At 55.7% G+C, this 23,578-nt stretch carries 20 protein-coding genes and 1 CRISPR repeat array; of the genes, 8 read left to right on the forward strand and 12 right to left on the reverse strand.

Annotated features, from left to right (window positions below):
- Window positions 1-18: 18 nt before the first annotated feature.
- Entirely contained in the window at window positions 19-747 is a 729-nt protein-coding gene (artP, locus tag AB1287_RS07010) for an arginine ABC transporter ATP-binding protein ArtP (protein WP_312628926.1), read from the reverse strand.
- A 208-nt stretch (window positions 748-955) separates the two neighbouring features.
- Entirely contained in the window at window positions 956-1,468 is a 513-nt protein-coding gene (locus tag AB1287_RS07015) for a lipoprotein (protein ID WP_312628927.1), read from the reverse strand.
- Between the two features lie 110 nt (window positions 1,469-1,578).
- On the opposite strand from AB1287_RS07015, the gene AB1287_RS07020 reads away from it, so the two are divergent.
- A complete protein-coding gene (locus AB1287_RS07020; protein WP_312628928.1) occupies window positions 1,579-1,902 on the forward strand; it encodes a heavy metal-binding domain-containing protein in 324 nt (107 codons plus the stop codon).
- Window positions 1,899-2,741: an N-acetylmuramoyl-L-alanine amidase gene (locus AB1287_RS07025; RefSeq protein WP_312628930.1), complete on the forward strand. Its 843-nt coding sequence runs from the start codon at window positions 1,899-1,901 to the stop codon at window positions 2,739-2,741. The genes AB1287_RS07020 and AB1287_RS07025 overlap by 4 nt, the downstream gene beginning before the upstream one ends.
- Here the strand turns inward: AB1287_RS07025 and AB1287_RS07030 are convergent.
- The 4 genes from AB1287_RS07030 to poxB form a co-directional block, all read right to left on the reverse strand.
- Complete coding sequence (locus AB1287_RS07030) at window positions 2,738-3,751, reverse strand: NAD-dependent epimerase/dehydratase family protein (protein WP_312628932.1); 1,014 nt, start codon at window positions 3,749-3,751, stop codon at window positions 2,738-2,740. The two genes, AB1287_RS07025 and AB1287_RS07030, sit on opposite strands and share 4 nt — an antisense overlap.
- 87 nt (window positions 3,752-3,838) lie before the next feature.
- A complete protein-coding gene (locus AB1287_RS07035) occupies window positions 3,839-5,281 on the reverse strand; it encodes a DUF2867 domain-containing protein (RefSeq protein ID WP_435617349.1) in 1,443 nt (480 codons plus the stop codon).
- A 9-nt stretch (window positions 5,282-5,290) separates the two neighbouring features.
- Entirely contained in the window at window positions 5,291-6,292 is a 1,002-nt protein-coding gene (gene ltaE / locus AB1287_RS07040; RefSeq protein ID WP_435617350.1) for a low-specificity L-threonine aldolase, read from the reverse strand.
- A 38-nt stretch (window positions 6,293-6,330) separates the two neighbouring features.
- The gene (poxB, locus tag AB1287_RS07045) at window positions 6,331-8,049 is read right to left on the reverse strand and encodes a ubiquinone-dependent pyruvate dehydrogenase (protein ID WP_312628937.1); all 1,719 of its coding nucleotides are present in this window, start codon (window positions 8,047-8,049) and stop codon (window positions 6,331-6,333) included.
- 152 nt (window positions 8,050-8,201) lie between these two features.
- Here poxB and AB1287_RS07050 point away from each other — a divergent pair, with 152 nt between their 5' ends.
- The gene (locus AB1287_RS07050) at window positions 8,202-8,636 is read left to right on the forward strand and encodes a DoxX family protein (protein ID WP_435617351.1); all 435 of its coding nucleotides are present in this window, start codon (window positions 8,202-8,204) and stop codon (window positions 8,634-8,636) included.
- A 107-nt stretch (window positions 8,637-8,743) separates the two neighbouring features.
- Here AB1287_RS07050 and hcr read toward each other — a convergent pair whose 3' ends face one another.
- The 4 genes from hcr to aqpZ all read right to left on the reverse strand — a co-directional run bounded on the left by hcr (window position 8,744) and on the right by aqpZ (window position 13,240).
- Entirely contained in the window at window positions 8,744-9,712 is a 969-nt protein-coding gene (gene hcr, locus AB1287_RS07055) for an NADH oxidoreductase (RefSeq protein ID WP_435617352.1), read from the reverse strand.
- Between the two features lie 10 nt (window positions 9,713-9,722).
- Window positions 9,723-11,375 carry a hydroxylamine reductase gene (hcp, locus tag AB1287_RS07060; RefSeq protein WP_435617353.1) on the reverse strand — a complete coding sequence of 551 codons (1,653 nt, stop codon included), beginning with the start codon at window positions 11,373-11,375 and terminating at the stop codon, window positions 9,723-9,725.
- 143 nt (window positions 11,376-11,518) lie between these two features.
- Window positions 11,519-12,418: a lysine exporter LysO family protein gene (locus AB1287_RS07065; RefSeq protein WP_312628943.1), complete on the reverse strand. Its 900-nt coding sequence runs from the start codon at window positions 12,416-12,418 to the stop codon at window positions 11,519-11,521.
- A 129-nt stretch (window positions 12,419-12,547) separates the two neighbouring features.
- A complete protein-coding gene (gene aqpZ, locus AB1287_RS07070; RefSeq protein WP_312628945.1) occupies window positions 12,548-13,240 on the reverse strand; it encodes an aquaporin Z in 693 nt (230 codons plus the stop codon).
- 399 nt (window positions 13,241-13,639) lie between these two features.
- On the opposite strand from aqpZ, the gene AB1287_RS07075 reads away from it, so the two are divergent.
- Window positions 13,640-15,298 (forward strand): ATP-dependent endonuclease, encoded by a 1,659-nt coding sequence (locus AB1287_RS07075; protein ID WP_435617354.1) that lies wholly within the window; start codon window positions 13,640-13,642, stop codon window positions 15,296-15,298.
- Here the strand turns inward: AB1287_RS07075 and AB1287_RS07080 are convergent.
- Window positions 15,295-16,251: a VirK/YbjX family protein gene (locus tag AB1287_RS07080; protein ID WP_435617355.1), complete on the reverse strand. Its 957-nt coding sequence runs from the start codon at window positions 16,249-16,251 to the stop codon at window positions 15,295-15,297. The genes AB1287_RS07075 and AB1287_RS07080 overlap by 4 nt on opposite strands.
- A 150-nt stretch (window positions 16,252-16,401) precedes the next feature.
- On the opposite strand from AB1287_RS07080, the gene macA reads away from it, so the two are divergent.
- Together macA and macB are read left to right on the forward strand one after the other, a co-directional pair.
- Window positions 16,402-17,517: a macrolide transporter subunit MacA gene (gene macA / locus AB1287_RS07085; RefSeq protein ID WP_435617356.1), complete on the forward strand. Its 1,116-nt coding sequence runs from the start codon at window positions 16,402-16,404 to the stop codon at window positions 17,515-17,517.
- Window positions 17,514-19,457 (forward strand): macrolide ABC transporter ATP-binding protein/permease MacB, encoded by a 1,944-nt coding sequence (gene macB, locus AB1287_RS07090; RefSeq protein WP_435617357.1) that lies wholly within the window; start codon window positions 17,514-17,516, stop codon window positions 19,455-19,457. Before macA ends, macB begins: the two co-directional genes overlap by 4 nt.
- A gap of 69 nt (window positions 19,458-19,526) precedes the next feature.
- Here macB and cspD read toward each other — a convergent pair whose 3' ends face one another.
- On the reverse strand, window positions 19,527-19,754 hold the full coding sequence (gene cspD, locus AB1287_RS07095; protein WP_312628953.1) for a cold shock-like protein CspD: 228 nt from the start codon (window positions 19,752-19,754) through the stop codon (window positions 19,527-19,529).
- Between the two features lie 336 nt (window positions 19,755-20,090).
- On the opposite strand from cspD, the gene clpS reads away from it, so the two are divergent.
- A complete protein-coding gene (clpS, locus tag AB1287_RS07100; protein WP_312628955.1) occupies window positions 20,091-20,411 on the forward strand; it encodes an ATP-dependent Clp protease adapter ClpS in 321 nt (106 codons plus the stop codon).
- A 30-nt stretch (window positions 20,412-20,441) separates the two neighbouring features.
- Window positions 20,442-22,718 carry an ATP-dependent Clp protease ATP-binding subunit ClpA gene (gene clpA / locus AB1287_RS07105; protein WP_435617358.1) on the forward strand — a complete coding sequence of 759 codons (2,277 nt, stop codon included), beginning with the start codon at window positions 20,442-20,444 and terminating at the stop codon, window positions 22,716-22,718.
- A gap of 400 nt (window positions 22,719-23,118) precedes the next feature.
- Window positions 23,119-23,567: a CRISPR direct-repeat array (repeat unit 29 nt; unit sequence CGTTCACTGCCGTACAGGCAGCTTAGAAA).
- Window positions 23,568-23,578 lie beyond the last annotated feature (11 nt).

A 23,578-nucleotide genomic window follows, 5' to 3' on the forward strand; every position in this document is an offset into this window, starting at 1 on the left:
TCATTGTTCCCGAAAACATCAGTGTGAAAGATAGTTTTTAAACGCTTCGGTCTGCGGCGCGGCAAAGCAGCCCGCATCCCCTTGTTCTACAATGTGACCGTTTTCCATATACACCACGCGGCTGGCGGTTTTACGCGCCACTTCCACTTCGTGAGTGACGATCACCTGGGTAATCTGGGTCTGAGCCAGCTCGCGAATAATGCTGACAATCTGGGCGGTGATTTCCGGATCCAGTGCGGCGGTTGGCTCATCAAACAGCAGAACCTGCGGCTCCATCATCAGCGCACGGGCAATGGCCACGCGCTGCTGCTGACCGCCGGATAAATGCAGCGGATAGCGATCGCTGTATGGCTTCAGGCGCAGACGCTCAAGCAATTTTTCTGCACGCGCTAAAGCCTGCTCTTTGGTCAAACCGAGCACGCGGCAGGGCGCTTCAATCAGGTTTTGCAGAACGGTCAGATGTGGCCACAGGTTGTACTGCTGGAAAACCATGCCGACGTTCTGACGCAGATCGCGAATCGCTTTATCGTTCGGTGCTTTGCTGAAATTGAACTGATTTCCCGCAATGGACAGGGTGCCGGAGCGCGGCATTTCCAGCAGGTTAAGCACGCGTAACAGCGAACTTTTTCCCGCGCCGCTAGGGCCAAGCAGCACCAGCGTTTCACCCTGCGGGCAGTCCAGGGTTATGTCGAACAGCGCCTGATGCGCGCCGTAAAAGCAGTTAATGCCTTCTAGTTTTATACTCATCCGGGAAATCTGACACCGATAGCTATTGAGGCCGCAAATAGTAACGTTCACAGAATAGTTATGCAATATTTATGCGTTAAAACTTAACTATAAACCGCGTTTATACTTAAAGTTAGCACAAAATAGCGAAGGCGCAGGGGCATCAGAATAAATGTCAGCATTCATCACAGAATGCCAGACATTTACCCTGAGTTATTAGATGGGAATTTTACTTAGAGAGCGTCTGACGCAGCGTGCCAGCCGGGGCGTGAACGCTGCCGCCGAGGTAGCGGACATCATCCACGGCCCAGCACTGTCCTTCGCGGATCATCAGCACTTCATCCTGCCAGCTCTGTGAACCCTGCTTCAGCGCTACGCGCAGCGGTATGTTGCGTGCATCGGTATTCGGGATGGTGGATGCGCTGCTGACATCGGCGCTGTCCGGTGGCGTTGCGCGGCTGGAGAATGGATCCTGCTGCAGCAATGCGCGTTTATTCGGGTCGTTATTCGCATCGTTAAGCACTTTCGCCAGGTCGTCGCTCAGATACGGGCGCAGCCCGGCCCAGTCGTTATTGCGGTGCTGAATGCGGTAGTCGTAAAATTTCTGGGCCACGGTGTCCGGACCGCCTTCAACGCAAGGGCCCGAGCGGGTGCCGATATCCTTGAAGGCTGGCGTGACGGTGGTGCAGGCGCTGAGCAAAAGTGCACAAGGGACAAGCAGGGCAGCGGCAGAATAGCGCATAGTGGATTTCCTTATAGACTGACTACGGTATTAAGATGTTTTCAAGCATAGCGTATCGGTACGATAATGCGTTTGATAAACAGAGCTAAGGCATTGAAGAAGGAGGCCGAATGCAGTTCTCAACAACCCCGACCCTGGAAGGGCAAACCATCACTGACTATTGCGGCGTCGTGACCGGCGAAGCCATTCTGGGAGCGAACATCTTCCGCGATTTTTTTGCCGGGATCCGCGACATTGTCGGCGGACGCTCCGGTGCCTATGAGAAAGAGTTGCGCAAGGCACGCGAAATCGCCTTTCAGGAATTAGGCGATCAGGCTAAAGCCCTGGGCGCGGACGCGGTAGTCGGCATTGATATTGATTACGAAACCGTCGGCAAAGACAGCAGCATGCTGATGGTGAGCGTCAGCGGAACGGCGGTGAAATTACGGCAATGAAACGTTATCTCCTCATGGCGCTGGTGCTGCTGCTTGCAGGTTGCTCCAGTGAAAGGGAACTGAGTCGCCAGGGGTTGATCAGCAAACCGGGCTATCTGCTCGATACTAACCACCCGGCGCCGAATGCGTACCCTCGAATCAAAATGCTGGTGATCCACTACACCGCCGGTGATTTCGACAATTCTCTGGTTACGCTAACGGGAAGGGACGTCAGTGCACATTATCTGATCCCTGAAACCCCGCCGCTGCGTAAAGGTAAGCCGCTAATCTGGCAGCTGGTGCCGGAACAGGATCTGGCCTGGCATGCGGGCGTCAGTTTCTGGCGTGGTGCCACGCGCATTAATGACACCTCGATTGGCATCGAACTGGAAAATCACGGCTGGCAGAAAACGGCGGGCGTAAAAAGCTATTCGCCGTTTGCCGCCACGCAAATCGACGCCCTGATCCCGCTGGCGAAGGACATCATTTCGCGCTACAAGATTGAGCCGCAAAACGTGGTGGCCCATGCGGATATTGCTCCGCAGCGTAAAGAGGATCCTGGCCCTGAATTTCCGTGGCGGGAGCTGGCACAGCAGGGGATCGGCGCGTGGCCGGATGCTGACCGGGTAGGATTTTACCTGAACGGACGTGCGCCATCGCAACCGGTTGAGATGCATTCGGTACTCGATTTACTGGCGCGATACGGCTATGAGGTCACGCCGGGAATGACATGGCAGCAGCAAAAAAGGGTCGTCGCAGCGTTTCAGATGCATTTCCGCCCCTCGCGCTGGGATGGCACGGCGGATGCAGAAACGCAGTCTATCGCCGAGGCGCTGCTGGAGAAATACGGGCAGGGTTAACGCGGCAGCTTGCCATGGTCTTTCAGCCAGTGTGCCGTCCGGGTGATGCCCTCATCCAGCGTCACAATCGGCTGATAGCCGAGCTCCCGTTCCGCGCGGCTGATGTCGAGGGTGAAATCAAAATTCAGCTTCGACACGCCGTAATGGGTGAAAGAGGGCTCTTTTGCCGCTTTATTGCCGAAGCGCTCCATGCTGCGGGCCACCATGTCCAGCATCGGATACGGCACCGAGCGGATGCGACAGTGAATATCCAGCTCGTCGATAAGCTTTTGCACGATGCTTTTCAGGCTGCGGGGTTCGCCGTTGGTGATGTTGTAGACGCGCCCTGACGGCAGGGAATCACAAACCGGCTGGCTGGCGAGCCACATGGCATGAACGGCGTTTTCGTAATAGGTCATGTCGACCTGTGCCGTGCCGCCGCGCGGCAGCAGCACGCTGCCGTAGTGGTGCATCATCTGTGCCAGGCGCGGAATAAACACTTTATCGTGCGGGCCGAACAGGCTTTGCGGGCGCAGGACGGTAAACCGTGTGTTTGGGTTGGCCTGCGCCAGCAGATTGATCACCTCTTCGCCTGCCGCTTTACTGCGGGCAAATTCGTTGGCGAAGCGGTTGGGGCGGAACTCTTCTTTGATGTCGCGACGGTGATGATAGTCGAAATAGAGCGACGGCGAAGAGATATGCACGAAGTTGCGCACGCCCCAGGCAACGGCCCATTCGCCAAGGCGACGGGTGGCGCGCACGTTTGCCAGATCGAACGCTTCCTGAGTGCCCCACGGCGAGGTAAAGCTGGAACAGTGCCACAGCGTGTCGACGCCGGCGAGCATCACTTTCGCCTGCGAGGATACCAGTTCGGTCAGATCAGCATGGACAAACTCGGCGCCCATTTTTTCCAGCAGGCGTCCCATCGCTTCATTGCGACCGGTTGCTCTGACGCTGATGCCTTTACGGCGCAGATATTCCACCGCATTGCGGCCTAAACCGCTGGTGGCCCCGGTGACCAGTACCTTCATATCAATCCACTGTGTCTGAAAAGAATTTCGTGCGCATTTTTCCGTGAATTACGCTGACTTGCAATGAGAAACTACGAATAAAAACGCTCAATTCGCGGTTTCTCGCGTGATTTCTTCGGCAAGCTTCGCCATGCGCTTTGCCATGCCCCGAAAAATGAACAAATGCGCCGGGATCATCAGCAGCCAATAGAACAAGCCTGGCATACCGTGCGGATGCCACCAGGCCCGAACGTCGATTTCGCGATGGTCGCCTTTATCTTTCATGCTGAAGGTGAGTCGCCCGAGCCCGGGCGCCTTCATGCCAAACAGCAATGAGAGCTGCTTTTGCGGCTCGACGATAATGACCTTCCAGCTGTCGACCGCATCGCCGGTTGCAAGCATTGCATGTTCAGGACGGCCTTTGGCGAGCTTGTGCCCGATCAGCCTGTCCATGCCCGCGCGAATGTCCCACAACATATTGCCAAAGAAATAACGCTCTTTGCCGCCGAGCTGGTTGGCCACCTGCCACAGTGCGTCGAGGCTGGCGGAGGTGCAGACGGTGCAGCCCGCCTGCTTCGGAAAATACCCATATTCGGGGCGCCAGCGGGCAAAGGCCTGAGCGTCATAGCCCCAGTCGCTGGAGTTCATCAGCTGCTCTTCTTCCTTCAGCGTACGCCTGACGGCTTCATCGAAAGAGATCAAATTCTGCGGGACCAGCGCGCGTAGTTCGCGATCGTCCGCCAGCAGGTCGTGCTTTAAGCCCTGGATCAGCGCTTTGGCGGTGGTCGGCGGTACGGAGGTGATGACGTTCAAAAACCACACTGAAATCCAGCTGGTGGGGAAGGGGATGGGGATCAGCGGACGATGGCGGCCGCTGATGCGCATAAAGTGCTCGAACTGTTCCTGATAACTCAGTACTTCCGGCCCGGCGGCCTCCAGCACGCGATGCTGCTGTGCCGGATGATTCAGTAATTCCACCAGGTAGACGAGCAAATTTTCCAGAGCGATGGGCGTGGTGCGTGAACGCACCCAGCGCGGCGGCGTCAGCACCGGCAGGTTATACACCATATCGCGCATGACCTCGAACGCTGCGGAGCCTGCGCCGACGATGATACCGGCGCGCAGTTCGGTTACCGGAATGCTTGCTTCACGCAACAGATCGCCTGTTATCTGGCGGGCGCGCAGGTGATCGGACTGTTTATGCTCTGGGGCCTGGAGCGAGCTCAGGAAGATAATTTGCTTCACCGGCTGTTGGCGCAAGGCATCGCGGACGTTGAGTGCGACCTGCCGTTCATGAGCGATAAAATTGCCGCCTTCGCCCATGCCGTGAACAAGAAAATAGACCGTGTCCACGCCTTCAAGCAGCGCGGGCAGCTCCTTAGGCCAGTTCAGATCCACGTGATGACAGCTGACGCCGGGCAGCGCCAGCTTTTGCAGCCTTTCCGTGTTACGTGCCGCAGCGCGCACGGTAAAACCACGCGCGCTCAGTTCGGTGACCAGATGCTGGCCAATATAGCCGCTGGCGCCAAGCACCAGAATGGTTTGCGGCACGTTATATCCTTATTTATTCAAAAATGATTGCCAGTGGCGAACGACTTCCGTCAGCTGTTCGCGGTTGACGTCCAGATGCATCACTAAACGCACAATGGGCGAGGCGTTGATCAGCACGCCGTTTGCCTTCAGGTGTTCACCCAGCGCTGCTGCGTTTTCTTCACCGACGCGCACGAAGAGCATGTTGGTGTCGTGACGCATCACGTCAGCGCCGATCTCTTTCAGCTGAGCCGCCATCCACGCCGAGTTGTCGTGATCGTCCTTCAGGCGCTGAACGTTGTTTTTCAGCGCGTACAGGCCTGCCGCCGCCAGAATGCCCGCCTGGCGCATGCCGCCACCGGTCATTTTGCGCCAGCGATTCGCGCGCCTGATGTATTCCTCGCTGCCGACCAGCAGCGAACCGACCGGCGTGCCGAGGCCTTTAGAAAGGCAAATCGTGAAGGAGTCGCAATACTGCGCGATCTCTTTCAGCTCGCAGCCATATTCCACAACGGCGTTAAAGATGCGTGCACCGTCAACGTGCAGGCCCAGCTTGCGCTCACGGGTAAATTCCCAGGCTTCTTTCAGGTATTGGCGCGGCAGGACTTTACCGTTGTGGGTATTTTCGAGGCTCAGAAGTTTGGTTCGGGCGAAGTGAATGTCGTCGGCTTTGATTTTAGCGGCGACCTTATCAAGCGGCAGCGTGGCATCCGCAGCGGCATCAATCGGCTGCGGCTGAATACTGCCGAGCACCGCGGCGCCGCCCGCTTCGTAGAGATAGTTATGCGCGCCCTGACCGACGATATACTCTTCGCCACGTTCGCAATGGGAGAGCAGCGCCACCAGGTTCGCCTGGGTGCCGGTTGGCAAAAACAGGGCGGCTTCTTTGCCGCCCAGCTCTGCTGCATAACGCTGCAGCGCATTCACGGTCGGGTCGTCCCCGTACACGTCATCCCCGACCGGGGCGGCCATCATCTGTTCCAGCATGGCGCGGCTCGGGCGGGTGACGGTATCACTACGTAAATCGATCACGGCATTTCCTTTTTTGCATCAGGGGTATGCCTCTCTTTTTACCTGAGCCAGTTGGTTTTCGCCAGTTCGATTACCTCATCGCCGCGTCCGCTGATGATGGCGCGCAGCATATACAGGCTGAAACCTTTGGCCTGCTCAAGCTTAATTTGTGGCGGAATGGCGAGTTCATCTTTTGCCACCACCACGTCCACCAGCGCAGGGCCGTCATGGCTGAATGCCTGCTGTAGCGCTTCGTCGAGATCGGCGGACTTCTCCACCCGAATCCCTTTGATGCCGCAGGCTTCGGCAATGTTGGCGAAGTTGGTGTCATGCAGATCGGTGCCATCGGTCAGATAGCCACCGGCTTTCATCTCCATTGCCACAAAGCCGAGTACGCTGTTGTTAAAGACCACGATTTTAAGCGGCAGCTTCATCTGTGCCACGGAGAGAAAATCGCCCATTAACATGCTGAAGCCACCGTCGCCGCACATTGCCACGACTTGTCGATCGGGAAACGTGGCTTTAGCACCCAGCGCCTGCGGCATGGCGTTTGCCATTGAGCCGTGGTTAAACGAGCCGAGCAGCCGCCGCTTGCCGTTCATTTTCAGATAGCGAGCAGCCCAGACGGTCGGCGTGCCGACATCGCAGGTAAAGATGGCATCATCGTTTGCAAAGTGGCTAATCTGCTGCGCCAGATACTGTGGGTGAATGGCTTTGTCGCTGGGTTTGGCTAAGTCATCCAGCCCTTTGCGCGCCTCACGGTAGTGCTCCAGCGCCTTGTCGAGGAATGCCCGGTCGGTTTTTTCTTCCAGCAGCGGCGTCAGGGCCGCAAGCGTTGCCTTAATGTCGCCGACGAGCGCCATATCGACTTTGCTGTGCGCGCCGATGCTGGCGGGGTCAATGTCTATCTGAATGATTTTGGCATCGGCCGGGTAGAAGGGTCGGTACGGGAAGCGAGTGCCGAGCAGCACCAGCGTGTCGGCATTCATCATGGCGTGAAAACCTGAAGAAAATCCGATAAGCCCGGTCATGCCCACGTCATAGGGGTTGTCGTATTCTACGTGCTCTTTGCCGCGCATGGCATGGACGATCGGCGACTTCAGCTTGCCGGCGAATTCAAGTAACTCTTTATGCGCACCGGCACAACCGCTGCCGCACAGCAGGGTGATATTGCTGGAGTAACGCAGCAGCTGTGCCAGCTTGCGCAGCTCTTCCATTTCCGGCACCACGATGGGCTGCGGAGCATGATACCAGTGGGTGCTGGCGTTCTCTGGCGTGGGTTTCAGCGCTACGTCACCCGGCAGGACAACCACGGAAACGCCACGTTTCAGCACCGCCTCACGCAAGGCTCGTGCAAGTACCTGAGGGATCTGTTCCGGAGAAGAAACCAGTTCGCAGTAGTGGCTGCACTCGCGGAATAGCTCCTGCGGATGGGTCTCCTGAAAATACCCGCTGCCGATTTCGCTCGACGGAATGTGGGCGGCAATCGCCAGCACCGGGACGTTGTTGCGGTGGCAGTCGAACAGGCCGTTAATCAGGTGCAAGTTCCCTGGCCCGCATGAGCCCGCACAGACCGCCAGCTCGCCGGTTAACTGGGCTTCGGCGCCCGCCGCGAATGCGGCGACTTCCTCGTGGCGCGTCGGCATCCACTCAATGGTGCCCATTTTGTTCAGGCTGTCGCTGAGCCCGTTAAGGGAGTCACCCGTGACGCCCCAGATTCGTTTCACCCCGGCTTGTTCAAGCGTTTTCGCAATATAAGCAGCAACCGTTTGTTTCATGGTTTTCCTTCTCCTTTTTGTGATACCGCTTACAAGCTTAGATGAAACTCACTGGCGTGCGCGCCAAAATCCCCTTATTTTCAGCAGGTTTATTTGTTCGATTCTTCAGCATAGGCTGGTTTGGGTACAGGGAAAATAAGGAATAAGGTCAAATGGTTAAATCATTGTTAATGGATAGCCGCCGTTCTGCGGCGAAAGACGATTTTGGCAGGTTGTTGCTGCGTCTGGCGGTTGGCGGGTTAATGCTGTTTCACGGTCTGCATAAGCTTTTTCATGGCGTTGACGGCATCAGCAGTATGCTGGTAGCAAAAGGGCTGCCGGGGTTTATTGCCTACGGCGTGCTGGTGGGGGAAGTGATTGCGCCGTGCCTTATCATTCTCGGCATTCTGACCCGACCTTGTGCACTTGTGCTGGCGTTGACGATGGTGGTGGCGTGGCTGATGGTAGGGACCGGCCAGACCTTCGCGCTTGATGCGGTGGGGGCGTGGGCCATTGAAAGCCTGGTGTTTTATTTCGTGGCGGCGTTGGCTATTGCCTGTCTGGGGGCAGGGCGCTATGCGCTGGGAAGTCAGTCAAAATGGAATTAAAAATCCCCGCGGTGAGGCTGGCCGCAGGGATTTTTTGCCGGAGCTAACCCGGCCTACGGTTTGAGATGCCGCAGGCCAAGAAAACGCAGTGCTGCCGGGTATTTTGATCAGGCCAGGACTAAATCACCCTGAGGATGGCAGGAGCAGGCCAGCACATAGCCCTGCTTCTGCTCTTCATCCGTCAACGTCATGGTGCTGGTGACGCTGTACTCACCGCTGACCACGCGGGTTTTGCAGCTTCCGCACACGCCAGCGCGACAGGCGGCATTCACCGGTACTTTATTGCTTTCCAGCGCCTCCAGCAGCGTGGTGCCCACCGGAGCATAAAACTCCTTCGCCGGTTGCAGTTTGGTGAATTTCAGGCCGCTGGTCGCCGCTTCGGCAACGGGCGTGAAGAATTTCTCTTTGTAGAAATGCGTCACGCCAAGCGCCTTCACGTGCTCTTCCACCCAATCCATATAGGGCGCAGGGCCGCAGGTCATTACCGTACGGGCAGCCAGATCCGGCACGCATTCCAGCAGTGAGGTGGTCAGGCGACCTGCCACAAAACCGTGAGTGGCATTGTTTTCCGCCACCAGAGTGACCGGATAGTTACGCCACTCATCGGCAAAAATGACGTCTTCTGGCGAACGAACGCTGAAAATGACCTGCACATCGGCTTCAGGACGGTTTTTTGCCAGCCAGCGACGCATCGACATCACCGGCGTAACGCCACAGCCCGCCGCCAGCAACAGCAGCTTGTCAGCAGGTTTATCGTCGCAGGTAAACTCACCTTGTGCGTCGGAGAGCCACAAATAGTCACCGCGCTTAACGTCGCGGGTTAACCATTCCGATCCCTGACCGTCGGCAATTCGGCGAACGGTCAGCGTAATATATTCGCTCACGCCCGGCGTGGAGGAGATCGTGTAGGCACGCAGCGTTTCGGCTGAATTGCGGATGCTCACCAGCGCATACTGCCCAGCGCGATACGGGTAATAGTCATGGCAGAGCAGGGACAGCGTCCACACATCCGGCGTTTCCTGCTGGATGTGGTGCACCTGCATCCGCCATTTGCATTGAGAAGTTGGCATCGTCATGATTTTCTCCTCAGGCGCACAGCATCTGCTGCAGATCCTGTTCAACGGTTGTGATCGAGCGCAGACCAAATTTCTCGTTCAGCACTGCAAGCAGATCCGGCGTCAGGAAGCCCGGTGCGGTTGGCCCGGTAACGATGTTTTTCACGCCGAGGGACAGCAGCGTCAGCAGGATCACAATCGCCTTCTGTTCAAACCAGGAAAGCACCAGCGACAGCGGCAGATCGTTCACGCCGCAGCCCAGTTTTTCGGCCAGCGTGACCGCCAGAATGATGGCTGAGTATGCGTCGTTACACTGTCCGGCATCCACCAGACGCGGCAGGCCTTCGATATCCCCGAAGTCCAGCTTGTTGAAGCGGTATTTGCCGCAGGCGAGCGTCAGCACCAGGCAGTCGTCAGGGACGCTGGTGGCGAAGTCGGTGAAGTAGCTACGTTCGGTGCGTTCGCCGTCACAGCCGCCGACGAGGAAGATGTGACGAAGTTTTTCGCGGCTGACGAGGTCAATCAGCGTGTCGGCGGCACCCAGCAGGGTCTGACGACCAAAGCCAACGGTGATCAGATGTTCGATTTCATCGTACGGGAAGCCCGCCAGCTGTTGAGCCTGTTCGATAACCGGGGTGAAGTCATCGCCTTCGAGGTGGCTGACGTTTGGCCAGCCGACAATGCTGCGGGTCCAGATACGGTTGTCATACTCGCCGACGGTCGGGTCGATGATGCAGTTAGACGTCATCACCACCGGGCCAGGGAAGCGGGCGAACTCAACCTGCTGGTTCTGCCAGCCGCTGCCGTAGTTACCGACCAGGTGTTTGAATTTACGCAGCTCCGGGTAACCGTGCGCAGGCAGCATTTCACCGTGGGTATAGACGTTAACGCCGGTGCCTTCGGTTTGCTGCAGCAGGTTGTAGAGATCTTTCAGGTCGTGGCCGGAAATCAGAATCGCTTTGCCGGCGACCGCTTTGACGTTGACCTGGGTTGGCGTCGGGTGACCATAGGCGGTGGTTTCACCGGCGTCCAGAATGCTCATCACCTTGAAGTTCATCTGACCGATTTCCATGGAGCACTCGAGCAGCGCATTCATGTCCGCAGGCCAGGTACCGAGCCAGGCCATAATTTTATGGTACTGGGCGTAGATATCGTTGTCGTACTGGCCAAGCACGTGGGCGTGTTCCATATACGCCGCCGCCCCTTTCAGCCCATACAGGCACAGCAGGCGCAGGCCGAGAATGTTCTCGCCAATCGCCGCTTTGTCTTTGTTCGGGGTGAACATCTCTGCCTGACGCTGTAAATCACCGAGATCGTCGCTCACCAGCTGTAAATCAGCCATCGGGTTATCTACTGCTGCGCTGGCGTCTTTTGCCAGGCACTGTGCTTTAAGCATTTCGCGCAGGGCGATGGCTTCGCGGGCGTAGCCGACGATGCGCGGGGAGTCGAAGTTGACGTTTGTCAGGGTAGAGAAGAAGGCGCGTGGGGCGAAGCTATCAACGTCATGGCTGACAATGCCGTATTCGCGGGCTTTTACGGCCCAGGCAGATAAGCCCTGCAGCGTAGCAATCAGCAGATCCTGAAGGTCAGAAGTTTGCGCCGTTTTACCGCACATCCCCTGCGCGTAAGCACAGCCGTTGCCTGCCGGAGTACGAATCGTTTGTTCACATTGCACACAGAACATGGTCACACCTTTTAAAGTTATATTTAATATACATGTTTAAGGGTAAGCCTGTGACGCAACGCTGAAAAGGGAATTGTCGGATAAATGACAGGGAGATTGATTTAACGCAATTTTGGCGGCACGGGCGTACCGCCATCGGAGTATTACGCGGAGAAAAATGCCATCAGCAGCGGCACCAGCAGGCTCAGAATAAAGCCGTGAACGATGGCTGCCGGAACGATTTCCACGCCGCCGGAACGCTGTAATACCGGCAGAGTGAAGTCCATCGAGGTGGCACCGCACAGGCCCAGAGCGCTGGAACGGTGGCGCAGTACAAGACCGGGAATTAACATAATTGCAATTAGCTCGCGCGCCAGATCGTTAAAGAAGGCCGCGCTGCCGATGACCGGACCAAAGGATTCGGTGAGTAAAATACCGGAAAGAGAGTACCAGCCAAACCCTGAAGCCATAGCCAGACCTGTTTTTAGCGGCAGATCGAGAATAAAGGCATTAATGACGCCGCCGGCCATTGAGCTGGCAACCACCACTACGGCAACAATCATTCCCCGACGGTTCAGGACAATCTGCTTAAGGGTCATTCCATTATTACGCAGCTGAATGCCGATCAGGAATAACAGGAAGATTAGCGTATATTCGCTGGCCTCCGTGGCGTGATGCAAAATGGACCATCCGGTGAGCCCCAGTAAAAAACCAAGCAGTACTACGCCGCACAGCTGCAATGATTCCAGCGCCATTGCAATACGGGAGGGTAATTTCTCCTGGCTGTGGTGATGCTGCCAGGGAAGCGTGCGTTCGAGCCACAGCAGGGCAATAATATTGCACAGCAGAATAACCACAATGGTGACCGCGGAATAATGAAAAATAGCGAGCAGGTTGCTGGCCAGATTATCCAGAAAGGCAAGGCTGATGCCCATAAAGAAAAGAATGACGTAAACAATCCAGCTCAGCAGGCGATTAATAAGCCGCAGCGCAGATCGGCTGCGCAGAGGAATCAGATAGCCGGCAATCAGCGGCACAAGAATAATCAACAATCCCGAAAACATGAACGACCCGGTCCTTTAGAGTGGCAAAAGCGCTCCTGACACTACCGAAAGCTCGCAAGGGAGTAAAGCCAGCAGAAAAAAGAAAAGGCCCGGCGATTGCCGGACCTTTGCGCATTCTATGGGAGAAGCTTATTTTTTCTCAAGCAGAGTGCGGTACAGCACGCCGCCGAGGATGCCGCCGATGATTGGCATAACCCAGAAAAGCCACAGCTGCTGCAGCGCCCAGCCACCCTGGAAGATAGCTACCGCGGTGCTACGTGCCGGGTTAACTGATGTATTGGTCACCGGAATGCTGATCAGGTGGATCAGGGTCAGCGCAAGGCCGATAGCAATTGGCGCGAAGCCTGCCGGGGCGAACTTATCGGTGGAACCCATGATCACCAGCAGGAAGCCGCAGGTCAGCACGATTTCAATGACGATAGCGGACAGCATAGAGAAGCCGCCAGGTGAATGTTCGCCGTAGCCGTTGGAGGCGAAGCCGCTTGCTGCCGCGTCGAAGCCGGTTTTACCGCTGGCAATCAGATACAGAATGGCTGCTGCAATAATGCCGCCGACAACCTGTGCCACGATATAACCAATAATATCTTTCGCCGGGAAACGACCGCCGGCCCACAGACCTAAAGTAACTGCCGGGTTAAAGTGACCACCGGAAATATGGCCTACCGCATAGGCCATGGTCAGTACGGTTAAACCAAATGCCAGCGCGACGCCTGCAAAACCAATCCCTAATTCCGGGAAACCTGCCGCCAGTACGGCGCTACCGCACCCACCAAATACAAGCCAGAATGTACCAAAACATTCCGCAGCCAGTTTTCTGAACATAACCACCTCAAAAATATAACAGTGACGGTAACAGGAAATCCTGTACCGGACTTTATTTATCGTCGCAAAGGGAAGACGACATAATTTAGCGTTCATATTTTAAGAACGAACGCTATCCCTTCACCAGTGAAATAAAACCGTTAATTTTGATTTAAGTTAATATCTGGTCGTTCCTTGTACAGAGATAAGGTTCCATAAGTGTAGTTTACTTTTTTCCGGATTAATCCTGTATAAGATTAAATTCATAGATAGCCGTTATTATTTGTGTGGTTATTAGTTTACCGAGGAAAGAGTGAAGGCTTCCTTTTAATCGTAACATTGCTTTAGCCCGGCTATCACCGCCAGACGCCTGCCGCTATACTCCTGTTAACGAAAGGGAAGTTTTCAGGGGGAGGGCGTATGCTTCTCGAACGAGTGGAGATTGTTGGCTTTCGCGGTATCAATCGTTTATCGCTGATGCTCGAACAGAACAATGTATTAATCGGTGAGAACGCCTGGGGTAAATCCAGCCTGCTGGATGCGCTGACGCTGCTGCTCTCGCCGGAATCCGATCTCTACCATTTTGTCCGCGAAGATTTCTGGTTTCCGCCGGGTGATATTCAGGGGCGCGAACACCATCTGCATATCATCCTGACGTTTCGGGAACTGGAACCCGGCCGCCACCGCGTGCGGCGCTATCGCCCGCTGGAACGCTGCTGGGTGCCCTGCGAGGACGGATATCAGCGTATCCATTACCGCCTGGAGGGCGAGCTTGCGGAAGACAACAGCGTCATGACCCTGCGTAGCTTCATTAATGGCGCGGGAGAATCGCTGCCGCTGGACGATATTGATATTCAGGCTCGCCATCTGGTGCGGCTGATGCCGGTTCTGCGCCTGCGGGATGCCCGCTTTATGAGGCGAATTCGCAACGGTACGGTGCCGAACATGCCGGATGTTGAAATCACTGCTCGCCAGCTCGATTTTCTTTCCCGTGAGCTGGTTACCAGCCCGCAAAATTTGTCCGACGGGCAGATTCGTCAGGGATTGTCGGCGATGGTGCAACTACTGGAGCACTATTTTTCCGAACAGGGCACCGCCGAATCCCGCCATCGTCTGATGCGTCGTCGTTCTCATGACGAGCAGCGCAGCTGGCGCTATCTCGATATCATTAACCGGATGATCGACAAGCCCGGCGGGCGTAGCCACCGGGTGATCCTGCTGGGACTGTTCTCTACATTGCTGCAGGCCAAGGGTACGGTGCGGCTCGATAAAGACGCGCGGCCATTGTTGCTGGTGGAGGATCCGGAAACGCGGCTGCATCCGATTATGCTGTCGGTGGCGTGGAACCTGCTAAATCTGCTGCCGCTTCAGCGTATCACCACCACCAATTCCGGCGAGCTGCTGTCGATGACGCCCGTTGAGCACGTCTGTCGTCTGGTGCGCGAATCGTCACGCGTTGCGTCGTGGCGGCTGGGGCCGGATGGACTCAACGCTGAGGATGGTCGACGTATCGCTTTTCACATTCGCTTTAATCGTGCCTCCTCGCTGTTCTCCCGCTGCTGGCTGTTAGTGGAAGGGGAAACAGAGACCTGGGTTATCAACGAACTGGCACGTCAGTGCGGGCACCACTTTGATGCCGAGGGAATTAAGGTTATCGAGTTTGCTCAATCGGGGTTGAAGCCGCTGATTAAATTCGCGCGGCGAATGGGCATTGAATGGCACGTGCTGGTGGACGGCGACGAAGCCGGAAAAAAATATGCGGCTACGGTCCGCAGCTTGCTCAATAACGATCGCGAGCTGGAACGGCATCACCTGACAGCACTCCCTGCGCTGGATATGGAACACTTTATGTACCGGCAGGGGTTTGACGACGTTTACCATCGGGTAGCGCAGATCCCGGATGGTATTCCGATGAATATGCGGCGGGTCATCGTGAAGGCAATCCACCGATCGTCGAAACCTGATTTGGCGATTGAGGTGGCAATGGAAGCGGGGCGCCGTGGCGTGGAGGCCGTGCCGGGATTACTGCGGAAGATGTTTTCCCGCGTACTGTGGCTGGCACGCGGGCGGGCAGATTAACGCTGACAGCTACTGATGGTCTGCGCGTGCAGGCCGTCGAGCAGTTCATAGCGGCGGCGATATTCCGAGCGCTTCTTGCTGGCAATCTCTTCCATCGGCTTACGCGGCATTTCCAGCGGCAGCAGGTAGTCTCCGTTGCTGTCTAAGGTTGCACCCAGTGACGCCCAGAAGCTGTTGTAGTCAGCGTGCAGCTTGTCCTGTTTTTTCTTACGATAGCGAACGTTACGGTAGATGTGCGTTTCATTGCTGACCGTACGCAGGGCTTCAATTCCCATCAGCTGGCCCAGCACCATTGCGGCTTCGACCAGCAGGCGCTTAGGGAACAGGCCGTTGCAGGATTTGGTGGCAGCCTGAATCAGCTCGTGAGGCACGTGGGATTTCGCCCCCTGCATCCCGCCGACATAAAGCGTTCGTTTGCCGTTAAACTGGCACAGCGTAAACGTCAGCTCAGACAGGACCGTGTCTTGTGCGTCGCAGAATGTCAGGGTCGCTTCGCCCTCTTTATCCATCATGGCGTCCGCACACAGGCGAATGCTGAAGGTCTGCGCATCACGGCCGGTCAACGTCGCAAGCGTAGCGCCGTCCTGGCTGAGGTAGGCGTTCATTACCCGACGTGGCAATCTCTGCGCGAAAATCTGATAGTGTGAGATCAGGGCTTCGGCGGCATTCTGGTGCGCCATATTCATGGAAATCCAGGGGCGGTGTATACGGCAGGGTAAACCCGGCTGCACATTCAGCATGGCCTCCAGCTGTGGCTGAACGGCAAGGTGAGAAAGCAGCCTGGTGGTCGCCAATGGCGTCAACAGAGAGCGCAGCATAAACTTGCGGCGATACGCGGGGTTCTGCCAGGCAAGTCCTGGCTGCAGCTGCCCTTTTGCAAGCTGGCGAAACAGCCGCCAGGCGGATTTCAGCGTGGGGCGTTCGGAGTAAGAAAGTTCTGCAATGAGTGACATAGAAACAGGCCTTGCCCAAGGAAAAGGCTATTTCATCAACGCTTCCTTCAACGCAGATGCAACGGCTCCCTGACTATCGGCAAAGACAGGGTTTCGTTGAGAAAATGTTTAGATACAATCATCCCCGGTAAACACATATTTAGGATTGTTATGAAGCTTAAGGGAAAGCGCAAAAGCCTGTATCTGCTCCTCATTGCGGCTGTTCTGCTGGCCGGATTCTGGCTGTGGCGGACGCTGAACGCGCCGCTGCCGAACTACCAGACGCTGATTGTGCGTAAAAGCGATCTGCAGCAAAGCGTGCTGGCGACCGGCAAGCTGGACGCTGTGCGCAAAGTGGACGTCGGTGCGCAGGTGAGCGGACAGCTGAAAACCCTGTCGGTGGCGATTGGCGATAAGGTGAAAAAAGACCAGCTGCTGGGGGTTATCGATCCGGAGCAGGCACAAAACCAGATCAAAGAAGTGGAGGCGACCCTGATGGAGCTGCGAGCGCAGCGCCTGCAGGCTATCGCCGAACGTAAACTGGCGCAGGTGACCTACGCGCGCAATCAGCAACTGGCAAAAACGCAGCTTATTTCCCGCCAGGATCTGGACACCAGCGCGACGGATGTGGCGGTCAAAGAGGCGCAGATTGGCACCATTGATGCGCAGATCAAGCGCAATCAGGCCACGCTCGACACGGCCAAAACGAACCTCGACTACACCCGCATCCTCGCCCCAATGGCAGGTGAAGTGACGCAAATTACCACGCTGCAAGGTCAGACGGTGATTGCCGCGCAGCAGGCGCCAAACATTCTGACGCTGGCGGATCTCAGCACCATGCTGGTGAAAGCTCAGGTGTCTGAAGCCGACGTGATTCATCTTAAGCCTGGTCAAAAAGCGTGGTTTACGGTTCTGGGCGATCCGCTGACCCGTTATGAAGGCACGCTGAAGGATATTCTGCCGACGCCGGAAAAAGTGAATGACGCCATCTTCTATTACGCACGTTTTGAGGTGCCTAATCCGCAGGGCGTGCTGCGTCTGGAGATGACCGCACAGGTGCATATTCAGCTCTCCGGCGTGACGAATGTCCTGAGTATTCCACTGTCGGCGCTTGGCGATGCTACGGGAGATAACCGCTATAACGTGCGCCTGCTGCGCAACGGTGAGGTTAAAGAGCGCGAAATCAGCATCGGCTCACGCAATGACACGGATGTGGAAGTGGTGAAAGGCCTGGAGGAAGGGGATGAAGTGATCACCGGTGAGAGCAAACCAGGGGCGGTGAAATGACGGCGTTGCTGGAACTTAGCCAGATTCGCCGCAGCTATCCCTCCGGGGATCAGAGCGTTGAGGTGCTGAAGGGGATTACGCTCAGCATCAACGCCGGTGAAATGGTGGCGATTGTCGGTGCCTCAGGTTCCGGCAAATCGACGCTGATGAATATTCTTGGCTGTCTCGATAAACCGACCAGCGGTACCTACAAAGTGGCCGGCACGAACGTCGCCACGCTCGATGGCGATGCGCTGGCGCGCCTGCGTCGTGAGCATTTCGGCTTTATTTTTCAGCGCTACCATCTGCTGGCACATTTAAGCGCTGTGCAAAACGTGGAAGTACCGGCCGTGTACGCAGGAACGGAGCGAAAGCGGCGGCTTGAGCGTGCGCAGCAGCTGTTGCAGCGCCTGGGGCTTGGCGATCGCGTTGATTATCAGCCGTCTCAGCTTTCAGGGGGCCAGCAGCAGCGCGTGAGTATCGCCCGTGCGCTGATGAACGGCGGGCAGGTGATTCTTGCCGATGAACCGACCGGGGCCCTCGACAGCCACTCTGGCGAAGAAGTCATGGCGATCCTGCATCAGCTGAAAGCGCAGGGGCACACGGTGATTATCGTGACCCACGACCCGGTGGTGGCGGCTCAGGCAGAACGAATCATTGAAATTCGCGACGGCGAGATCATCAGCAATCCGCCTCCGCTTGTCGGCGGGCAAAATGCCGGAAACATTGCGGCATCGACTGAAACTGCCGGATGGCGACAGTTCATCAGCGGCTTTCGTGAGGCGTTGACCATGGCCTGGCTGGCGATGACGGCCAACAAAATGCGCACGCTGTTAACCATGCTCGGCATTATCATCGGCATCGCCTCAGTGGTGTCTATCGTGGTGGTGGGGGATGCGGCTAAACAAATGGTGCTGGCAGATATCCGGGCAATTGGCACCAACACCATCGATATTTATCCCGGCAAAGATTTTGGCGACGACGATCCGCAGTACCAGCAGGCGCTGAAATATGACGATTTGCTCGCTATCCAGAAGCAGCCCTGGGTGCGTTCGGCAACGCCCGCAGTATCAAAAAGCCTCCGCTTGCGCGTGGGCAACACGGATGTGTCGGCAAGTGTGGAAGGAGTGGGCGCGCAGTATTTCAACGTCTACGGCATGACCTTCAGCGAAGGGAATACCTTTAACGACGTACAGCTTAACAGCCGTGCGCAAGTGGTGGTGCTCGACGGCAATACCCGCCGCCAGCTTTTCCCGCACAAAGCCAGCGTGGTAGGGGAAATCATCCTTGTTGGAAATATGCCAGCTACCATTATCGGTGTGGCTGATGAAAAACAGGGCATGTTTGGCAGCAGTAAAATCCTGCGCGTCTGGCTGCCTTACACCACCATGGCCGGGCGCGTTATGGGGCAGTCATGGCTGAATTCCATTACCGTGCGCGTTAACGAAGGCTATGACAGCCAGCTTGCTGAACAGCAGCTGACCCGGCTGCTGATGCTGCGTCACGGTAAGAAAGATTTCTTTGCCTGGAATATGGACAGCATCTTGAAAACCGCGGAGCGGACCACACATACACTACAGTTGTTCTTAACGCTGGTGGCTATAATCTCGCTGGTGGTGGGCGGAATTGGGGTGATGAATATCATGCTGGTGTCCGTCACAGAACGTACCCGGGAAATCGGTATTCGTATGGCGGTGGGGGCACGAGCCCGCGACGTGCTACAGCAGTTTTTGATTGAGGCCGTGCTGGTTTGTCTGGTAGGCGGTGCGTTAGGCGTTTCGCTTTCGCTAATGATCGCCTTTACGCTCCAGCTGTTCCTGCCTGACTGGGGGATTGGTTTTTCACCGCTGGCGCTGCTGATGGCGTTTATCTGTTCGACGCTAACCGGCGTGCTGTTTGGCTGGCTGCCAGCGAGAAACGCCGCAAGGCTTGATCCGGTGGACGCGCTGGCCCGCGAATAACGGGCATAAAAATGCCAGTCGTCAGGACTGGCATTTTGAGTGGGGGATAGTCACAATGGACCAAAAGCGTTACGCGACTGCGGCGGCTTCCGCTTCAACCGGGACAATCACGCTGGCGTGGTTGCCTTTGGGTCCCTGGTGGACATCAAACCGAACGGCTTGTCCGGCTTTTAACGTTCTGTAACCATCCATCTGGATGGTCGAGTAATGGGCGAAGATGTCTTCGCCACCGCCTTCAGGGCAGATAAAACCGAACCCTTTAGCATTGTTGAACCACTTAACAGTACCCATTTCCATACATCGACATCCTTCGAGAATCTTCTATTTCAGATGGAAAGAACCGGTGGTGAAATCGACGGGCTGTTCAAAACCTCGCCAACTCTCGCCTGTACAATTTAGATAAATCAGGCAACGCGTCAAGCGACAGATAGCGAAGTATGGTGAAAAATGCACCAAAATTTGAAGCAGTTAACGCTATTGCAAGGAATGTGACCAAGGTCGCGAATAGCAGGAATAGCGAATGGCAGTAATAGAGGATAGTTATCTACGCTTTACTGTAGATTCAATGTAAACCGGCTCTGGTCAGTGACGGGACGTTTCCCGCCGGAGCGTAACTGAAGATGAACACTGACAATGGGTAAGACGCGTGACTGGCTGGACTTCGACCAGCTAACCAAAGACCAGGTACGCGATGCGCTAAAACCGCCGTCGATGTATAAAGTGATTTTGCTCAATGATGATTACACGCCAATGGAGTTTGTTATTGACGTGTTACAGAAATTCTTTTCTTATGATGTAGAACGTGCCACACAGTTGATGCTCGCGGTTCACTATCAGGGGAAGGCGATTTGCGGGGTGTTTACCGCAGAAGTTGCTGAAACTAAAGTTGCGATGGTGAACAAGTACGCCAAGGAGAACGAGCATCCTCTGCTGTGTACGCTGGAACAGGCCTGATTTCAGGCATTCAAATTGGGGGAGGTGCCTATGCTCAATCAAGAACTGGAACTCAGTTTAAACATGGCTTTCGCCAGAGCGCGCGAGCACCGTCATGAGTTTATGACCGTCGAGCATCTGTTGCTGGCTCTGCTCAGCAACCCATCTGCCCGCGAAGCGCTGGAAGCCTGCTCCGTGGATCTGGTGGCGCTGCGTCAGGAACTCGAAGCCTTCATCGAACAGACCACGCCAGTACTGCCTGCCAGCGAAGAGGAGCGCGACACTCAGCCGACGCTTAGCTTCCAGCGCGTACTGCAGCGTGCCGTATTCCACGTTCAGTCTTCCGGTCGCAGCGAAGTCACCGGTGCCAACGTGCTGGTCGCTATCTTCAGCGAGCAGGAATCACAGGCGGCCTATCTGCTGCGTAAACATGAAGTGAGCCGCCTCGACGTGGTGAACTTCATCTCCCACGGCACGCGTAAAGACGAGCCGAGCCAGTCTTCCGATTCCGGAAGCCAACCGAACACTGAAGAGCAAGCAGGCGGGGAGGATCGTATGGAAAACTTCACCACCAATTTGAACCAGCTTGCTCGCGTGGGCGGCATAGACCCGCTGATTGGCCGCGATAAGGAACTTGAGCGTGCCATTCAGGTGTTGTGCCGTAGGCGTAAAAACAACCCGTTGTTGGTCGGGGAATCCGGCGTTGGGAAAACCGCGATTGCCGAAGGGCTCGCCTGGCGTATCGTGCAGGGCGACGTGCCGGAAGTGATCGCTGATTGCACCATTTACTCGCTCGATATTGGCTCGCTGCTGGCGGGCACCAAGTACCGCGGCGATTTTGAAAAACGCTTCAAGGCGCTGCTGAAACAGCTGGAGCAGGATACCAACAGCATTCTGTTCATCGATGAGATCCACACCATTATCGGTGCGGGTGCGGCGTCTGGCGGCCAGGTGGATGCAGCAAACCTGATCAAACCGCTGCTTTCCAGCGGCAAAATTCGCGTGATCGGCTCCACGACGTATCAGGAGTTCAGCAACATTTTCGAAAAAGACCGCGCGCTGGCGCGTCGCTTCCAGAAAATCGATATTACTGAACCGACCGTCGAAGAAACCGTACAGATCATCAACGGCCTGAAGCCGAAGTACGAAGCGCACCACGACGTGCGTTATACCGCGAAAGCGATTCGTGCGGCGGTGGAGCTGGCGGTGAAATACATCAACGATCGTCACCTGCCGGATAAGGCGATTGATGTGATTGACGAAGCGGGCGCGCGTGCGCGCCTGATGCCAGTCAGCAAACGCAAAAAAACCATCAACGTGGCGGATATCGAGTCCGTAGTGGCGCGTATTGCGCGCATTCCGGAGAAGAGCGTCTCGCAAAGCGATCGCGACACGCTGAAAAATCTGGGCGATCGCCTGAAAATGCTGGTCTTTGGTCAGGATAAAGCCATTGAGGCGTTAACCGAAGCCATCAAGATGAGCCGTGCAGGCCTCGGTCAGGATCACAAGCCTGTCGGTTCCTTCCTGTTCGCCGGTCCGACCGGGGTCGGTAAAACCGAGGTCACCGTGCAGCTGTCGAAGGCGCTCGGCATTGAGCTGCTGCGTTTCGATATGTCTGAATATATGGAACGTCACACGGTGAGTCGCCTGATTGGTGCGCCTCCGGGCTACGTGGGCTTTGACCAGGGCGGGCTGCTGACGGATGCGGTAATCAAACATCCTCATGCGGTACTGCTGCTCGATGAAATCGAGAAGGCGCACCCTGACGTCTTTAACCTGCTGCTGCAGGTGATGGACAACGGTACGCTGACCGATAACAACGGGCGCAAAGCGGACTTCCGCAACGTGGTGCTGGTGATGACCACCAACGCCGGTGTGCGTGAAACCGAGCGTAAATCCATTGGTCTGATCCACCAGGATAACAGCACCGATGCGATGGAGGAGATCAAAAAGATCTTCACGCCGGAATTCCGTAACCGTCTGGACAACATCATCTGGTTCGATCATCTGTCAACGGATGTGATCCATCAGGTTGTCGACAAGTTTATTGTCGAACTTCAGGTGCAGCTGGATCAGAAAGGCGTGTCGCTGGAAGTGAGCCAGGAGGCCCGCGACTGGCTGGCCGAAAAAGGCTACGACCGTGCGATGGGTGCCCGACCGATGGTGCGCGTGATTCAGGACAACCTGAAAAAACCGCTCGCCAACGAGTTGCTGTTCGGCACGCTGGTGGACGGCGGTCAGGTGACGGTGACACTCGACGCGAAGAAAAACGAGCTGACCTACGACTTCCAGGCGGCGCAAAAGCGCAAACCGGAAGCAGCGCATTAAGCGGTTCTTTTTGATGACGAAACCGGGCTCAGGCCCGGTTTTTTTATGGCTGAAAAAATGCGCTTCCAACCTGAGAACAGTCGTCAGAGAAAAACTGTGCCGGACGATTTCCGAAAGTTCATTGTGTTATTTCTGAATAAAACGACAGCGAGAAAAGCGGGCTGTTAGCGGATTCAAATATTGAGAGTGACTCTTGCCGTATCCTTGTTAAAGACAAACGAAGAAGCGCCCCCGATAACCTTCCCTTCGCACTCATCAGCTATCTCTCCAGACCCTTTTATTTTTTGCTATTTTTAACTTATTGATTTTGTGAAATATAAAAACCTATCTGAAAAAAGGGTCTTTAACCCAGAAATTGATTTTCTCTTTGTAAGACAATAGGATATGCCATGTGGCTTCCAGTTCACTGCCGTACAGGCAGCTTAGAAAATTGTGAAAAGCATTGATGCAGAGCTTAATCCGTTCACTGCCGTACAGGCAGCTTAGAAAATGAGGTCAGAGAAGCGCTCGATGTAGTCCTCGTTCACTGCCGTACAGGCAGCTTAGAAATCAATGGAAATTCAGCCGAATTTTGCCAATACGTTCACTGCCGTACAGGCAGCTTAGAAAAGAATTCGCCCATGTCTCCCATAACTTCCTCCGTTCACTGCCGTACAGGCAGCTTAGAAATCTGAGGCGACAGAGCGACGTGAACCGGTCCTGTTCACTGCCGTACAGGCAGCTTAGAAATTGCGTAAGTCTCCCTCAATAGAATCGGTGAGGTTCACTGCCGTACAGGCAGCTTAGAAAGGGTCGGAGCCTTATCAAGCCCATTCGATTCAGTTCACTGCCGTACAGGCAGCTTAGAAAACCTCCCGCAG

Source organism: Scandinavium sp. UTDF21-P1B, from assembly GCF_040750395.1.
In the GTDB taxonomy this organism is placed as follows: Bacteria; Pseudomonadota; Gammaproteobacteria; order Enterobacterales; family Enterobacteriaceae; genus Scandinavium.

Excerpts from the sequence above, each read along its gene's own strand:
- artP (WP_312628926.1), bottom strand. The coding sequence starts at position 747 with ATGAGTATAAAACTAGAAGGCATTAACTGCTTTTACGGCGCGCATCAG.
- AB1287_RS07015 (WP_312628927.1), bottom strand. The coding sequence starts at position 1,468 with ATGCGCTATTCTGCCGCTGCCCTGCTTGTCCCTTGTGCACTTTTGCTC.
- AB1287_RS07020 (WP_312628928.1), top strand. The coding sequence starts at position 1,579 with ATGCAGTTCTCAACAACCCCGACCCTGGAAGGGCAAACCATCACTGAC.
- AB1287_RS07025 (WP_312628930.1), top strand. The coding sequence starts at position 1,899 with ATGAAACGTTATCTCCTCATGGCGCTGGTGCTGCTGCTTGCAGGTTGC.
- AB1287_RS07030 (WP_312628932.1), bottom strand. The coding sequence starts at position 3,751 with ATGAAGGTACTGGTCACCGGGGCCACCAGCGGTTTAGGCCGCAATGCG.
- poxB (WP_312628937.1), bottom strand. The coding sequence starts at position 8,049 with ATGAAACAAACGGTTGCTGCTTATATTGCGAAAACGCTTGAACAAGCC.
- AB1287_RS07050 (WP_435617351.1), top strand. The coding sequence starts at position 8,202 with ATGGTTAAATCATTGTTAATGGATAGCCGCCGTTCTGCGGCGAAAGAC.
- hcr (WP_435617352.1), bottom strand. The coding sequence starts at position 9,712 with ATGACGATGCCAACTTCTCAATGCAAATGGCGGATGCAGGTGCACCAC.
- hcp (WP_435617353.1), bottom strand. The coding sequence starts at position 11,375 with ATGTTCTGTGTGCAATGTGAACAAACGATTCGTACTCCGGCAGGCAAC.
- AB1287_RS07065 (WP_312628943.1), bottom strand. The coding sequence starts at position 12,418 with ATGTTTTCGGGATTGTTGATTATTCTTGTGCCGCTGATTGCCGGCTAT.
- aqpZ (WP_312628945.1), bottom strand. The coding sequence starts at position 13,240 with ATGTTCAGAAAACTGGCTGCGGAATGTTTTGGTACATTCTGGCTTGTA.
- AB1287_RS07075 (WP_435617354.1), top strand. The coding sequence starts at position 13,640 with ATGCTTCTCGAACGAGTGGAGATTGTTGGCTTTCGCGGTATCAATCGT.
- AB1287_RS07080 (WP_435617355.1), bottom strand. The coding sequence starts at position 16,251 with ATGTCACTCATTGCAGAACTTTCTTACTCCGAACGCCCCACGCTGAAA.
- macA (WP_435617356.1), top strand. The coding sequence starts at position 16,402 with ATGAAGCTTAAGGGAAAGCGCAAAAGCCTGTATCTGCTCCTCATTGCG.
- macB (WP_435617357.1), top strand. The coding sequence starts at position 17,514 with ATGACGGCGTTGCTGGAACTTAGCCAGATTCGCCGCAGCTATCCCTCC.
- cspD (WP_312628953.1), bottom strand. The coding sequence starts at position 19,754 with ATGGAAATGGGTACTGTTAAGTGGTTCAACAATGCTAAAGGGTTCGGT.
- clpS (WP_312628955.1), top strand. The coding sequence starts at position 20,091 with ATGGGTAAGACGCGTGACTGGCTGGACTTCGACCAGCTAACCAAAGAC.
- clpA (WP_435617358.1), top strand. The coding sequence starts at position 20,442 with ATGCTCAATCAAGAACTGGAACTCAGTTTAAACATGGCTTTCGCCAGA.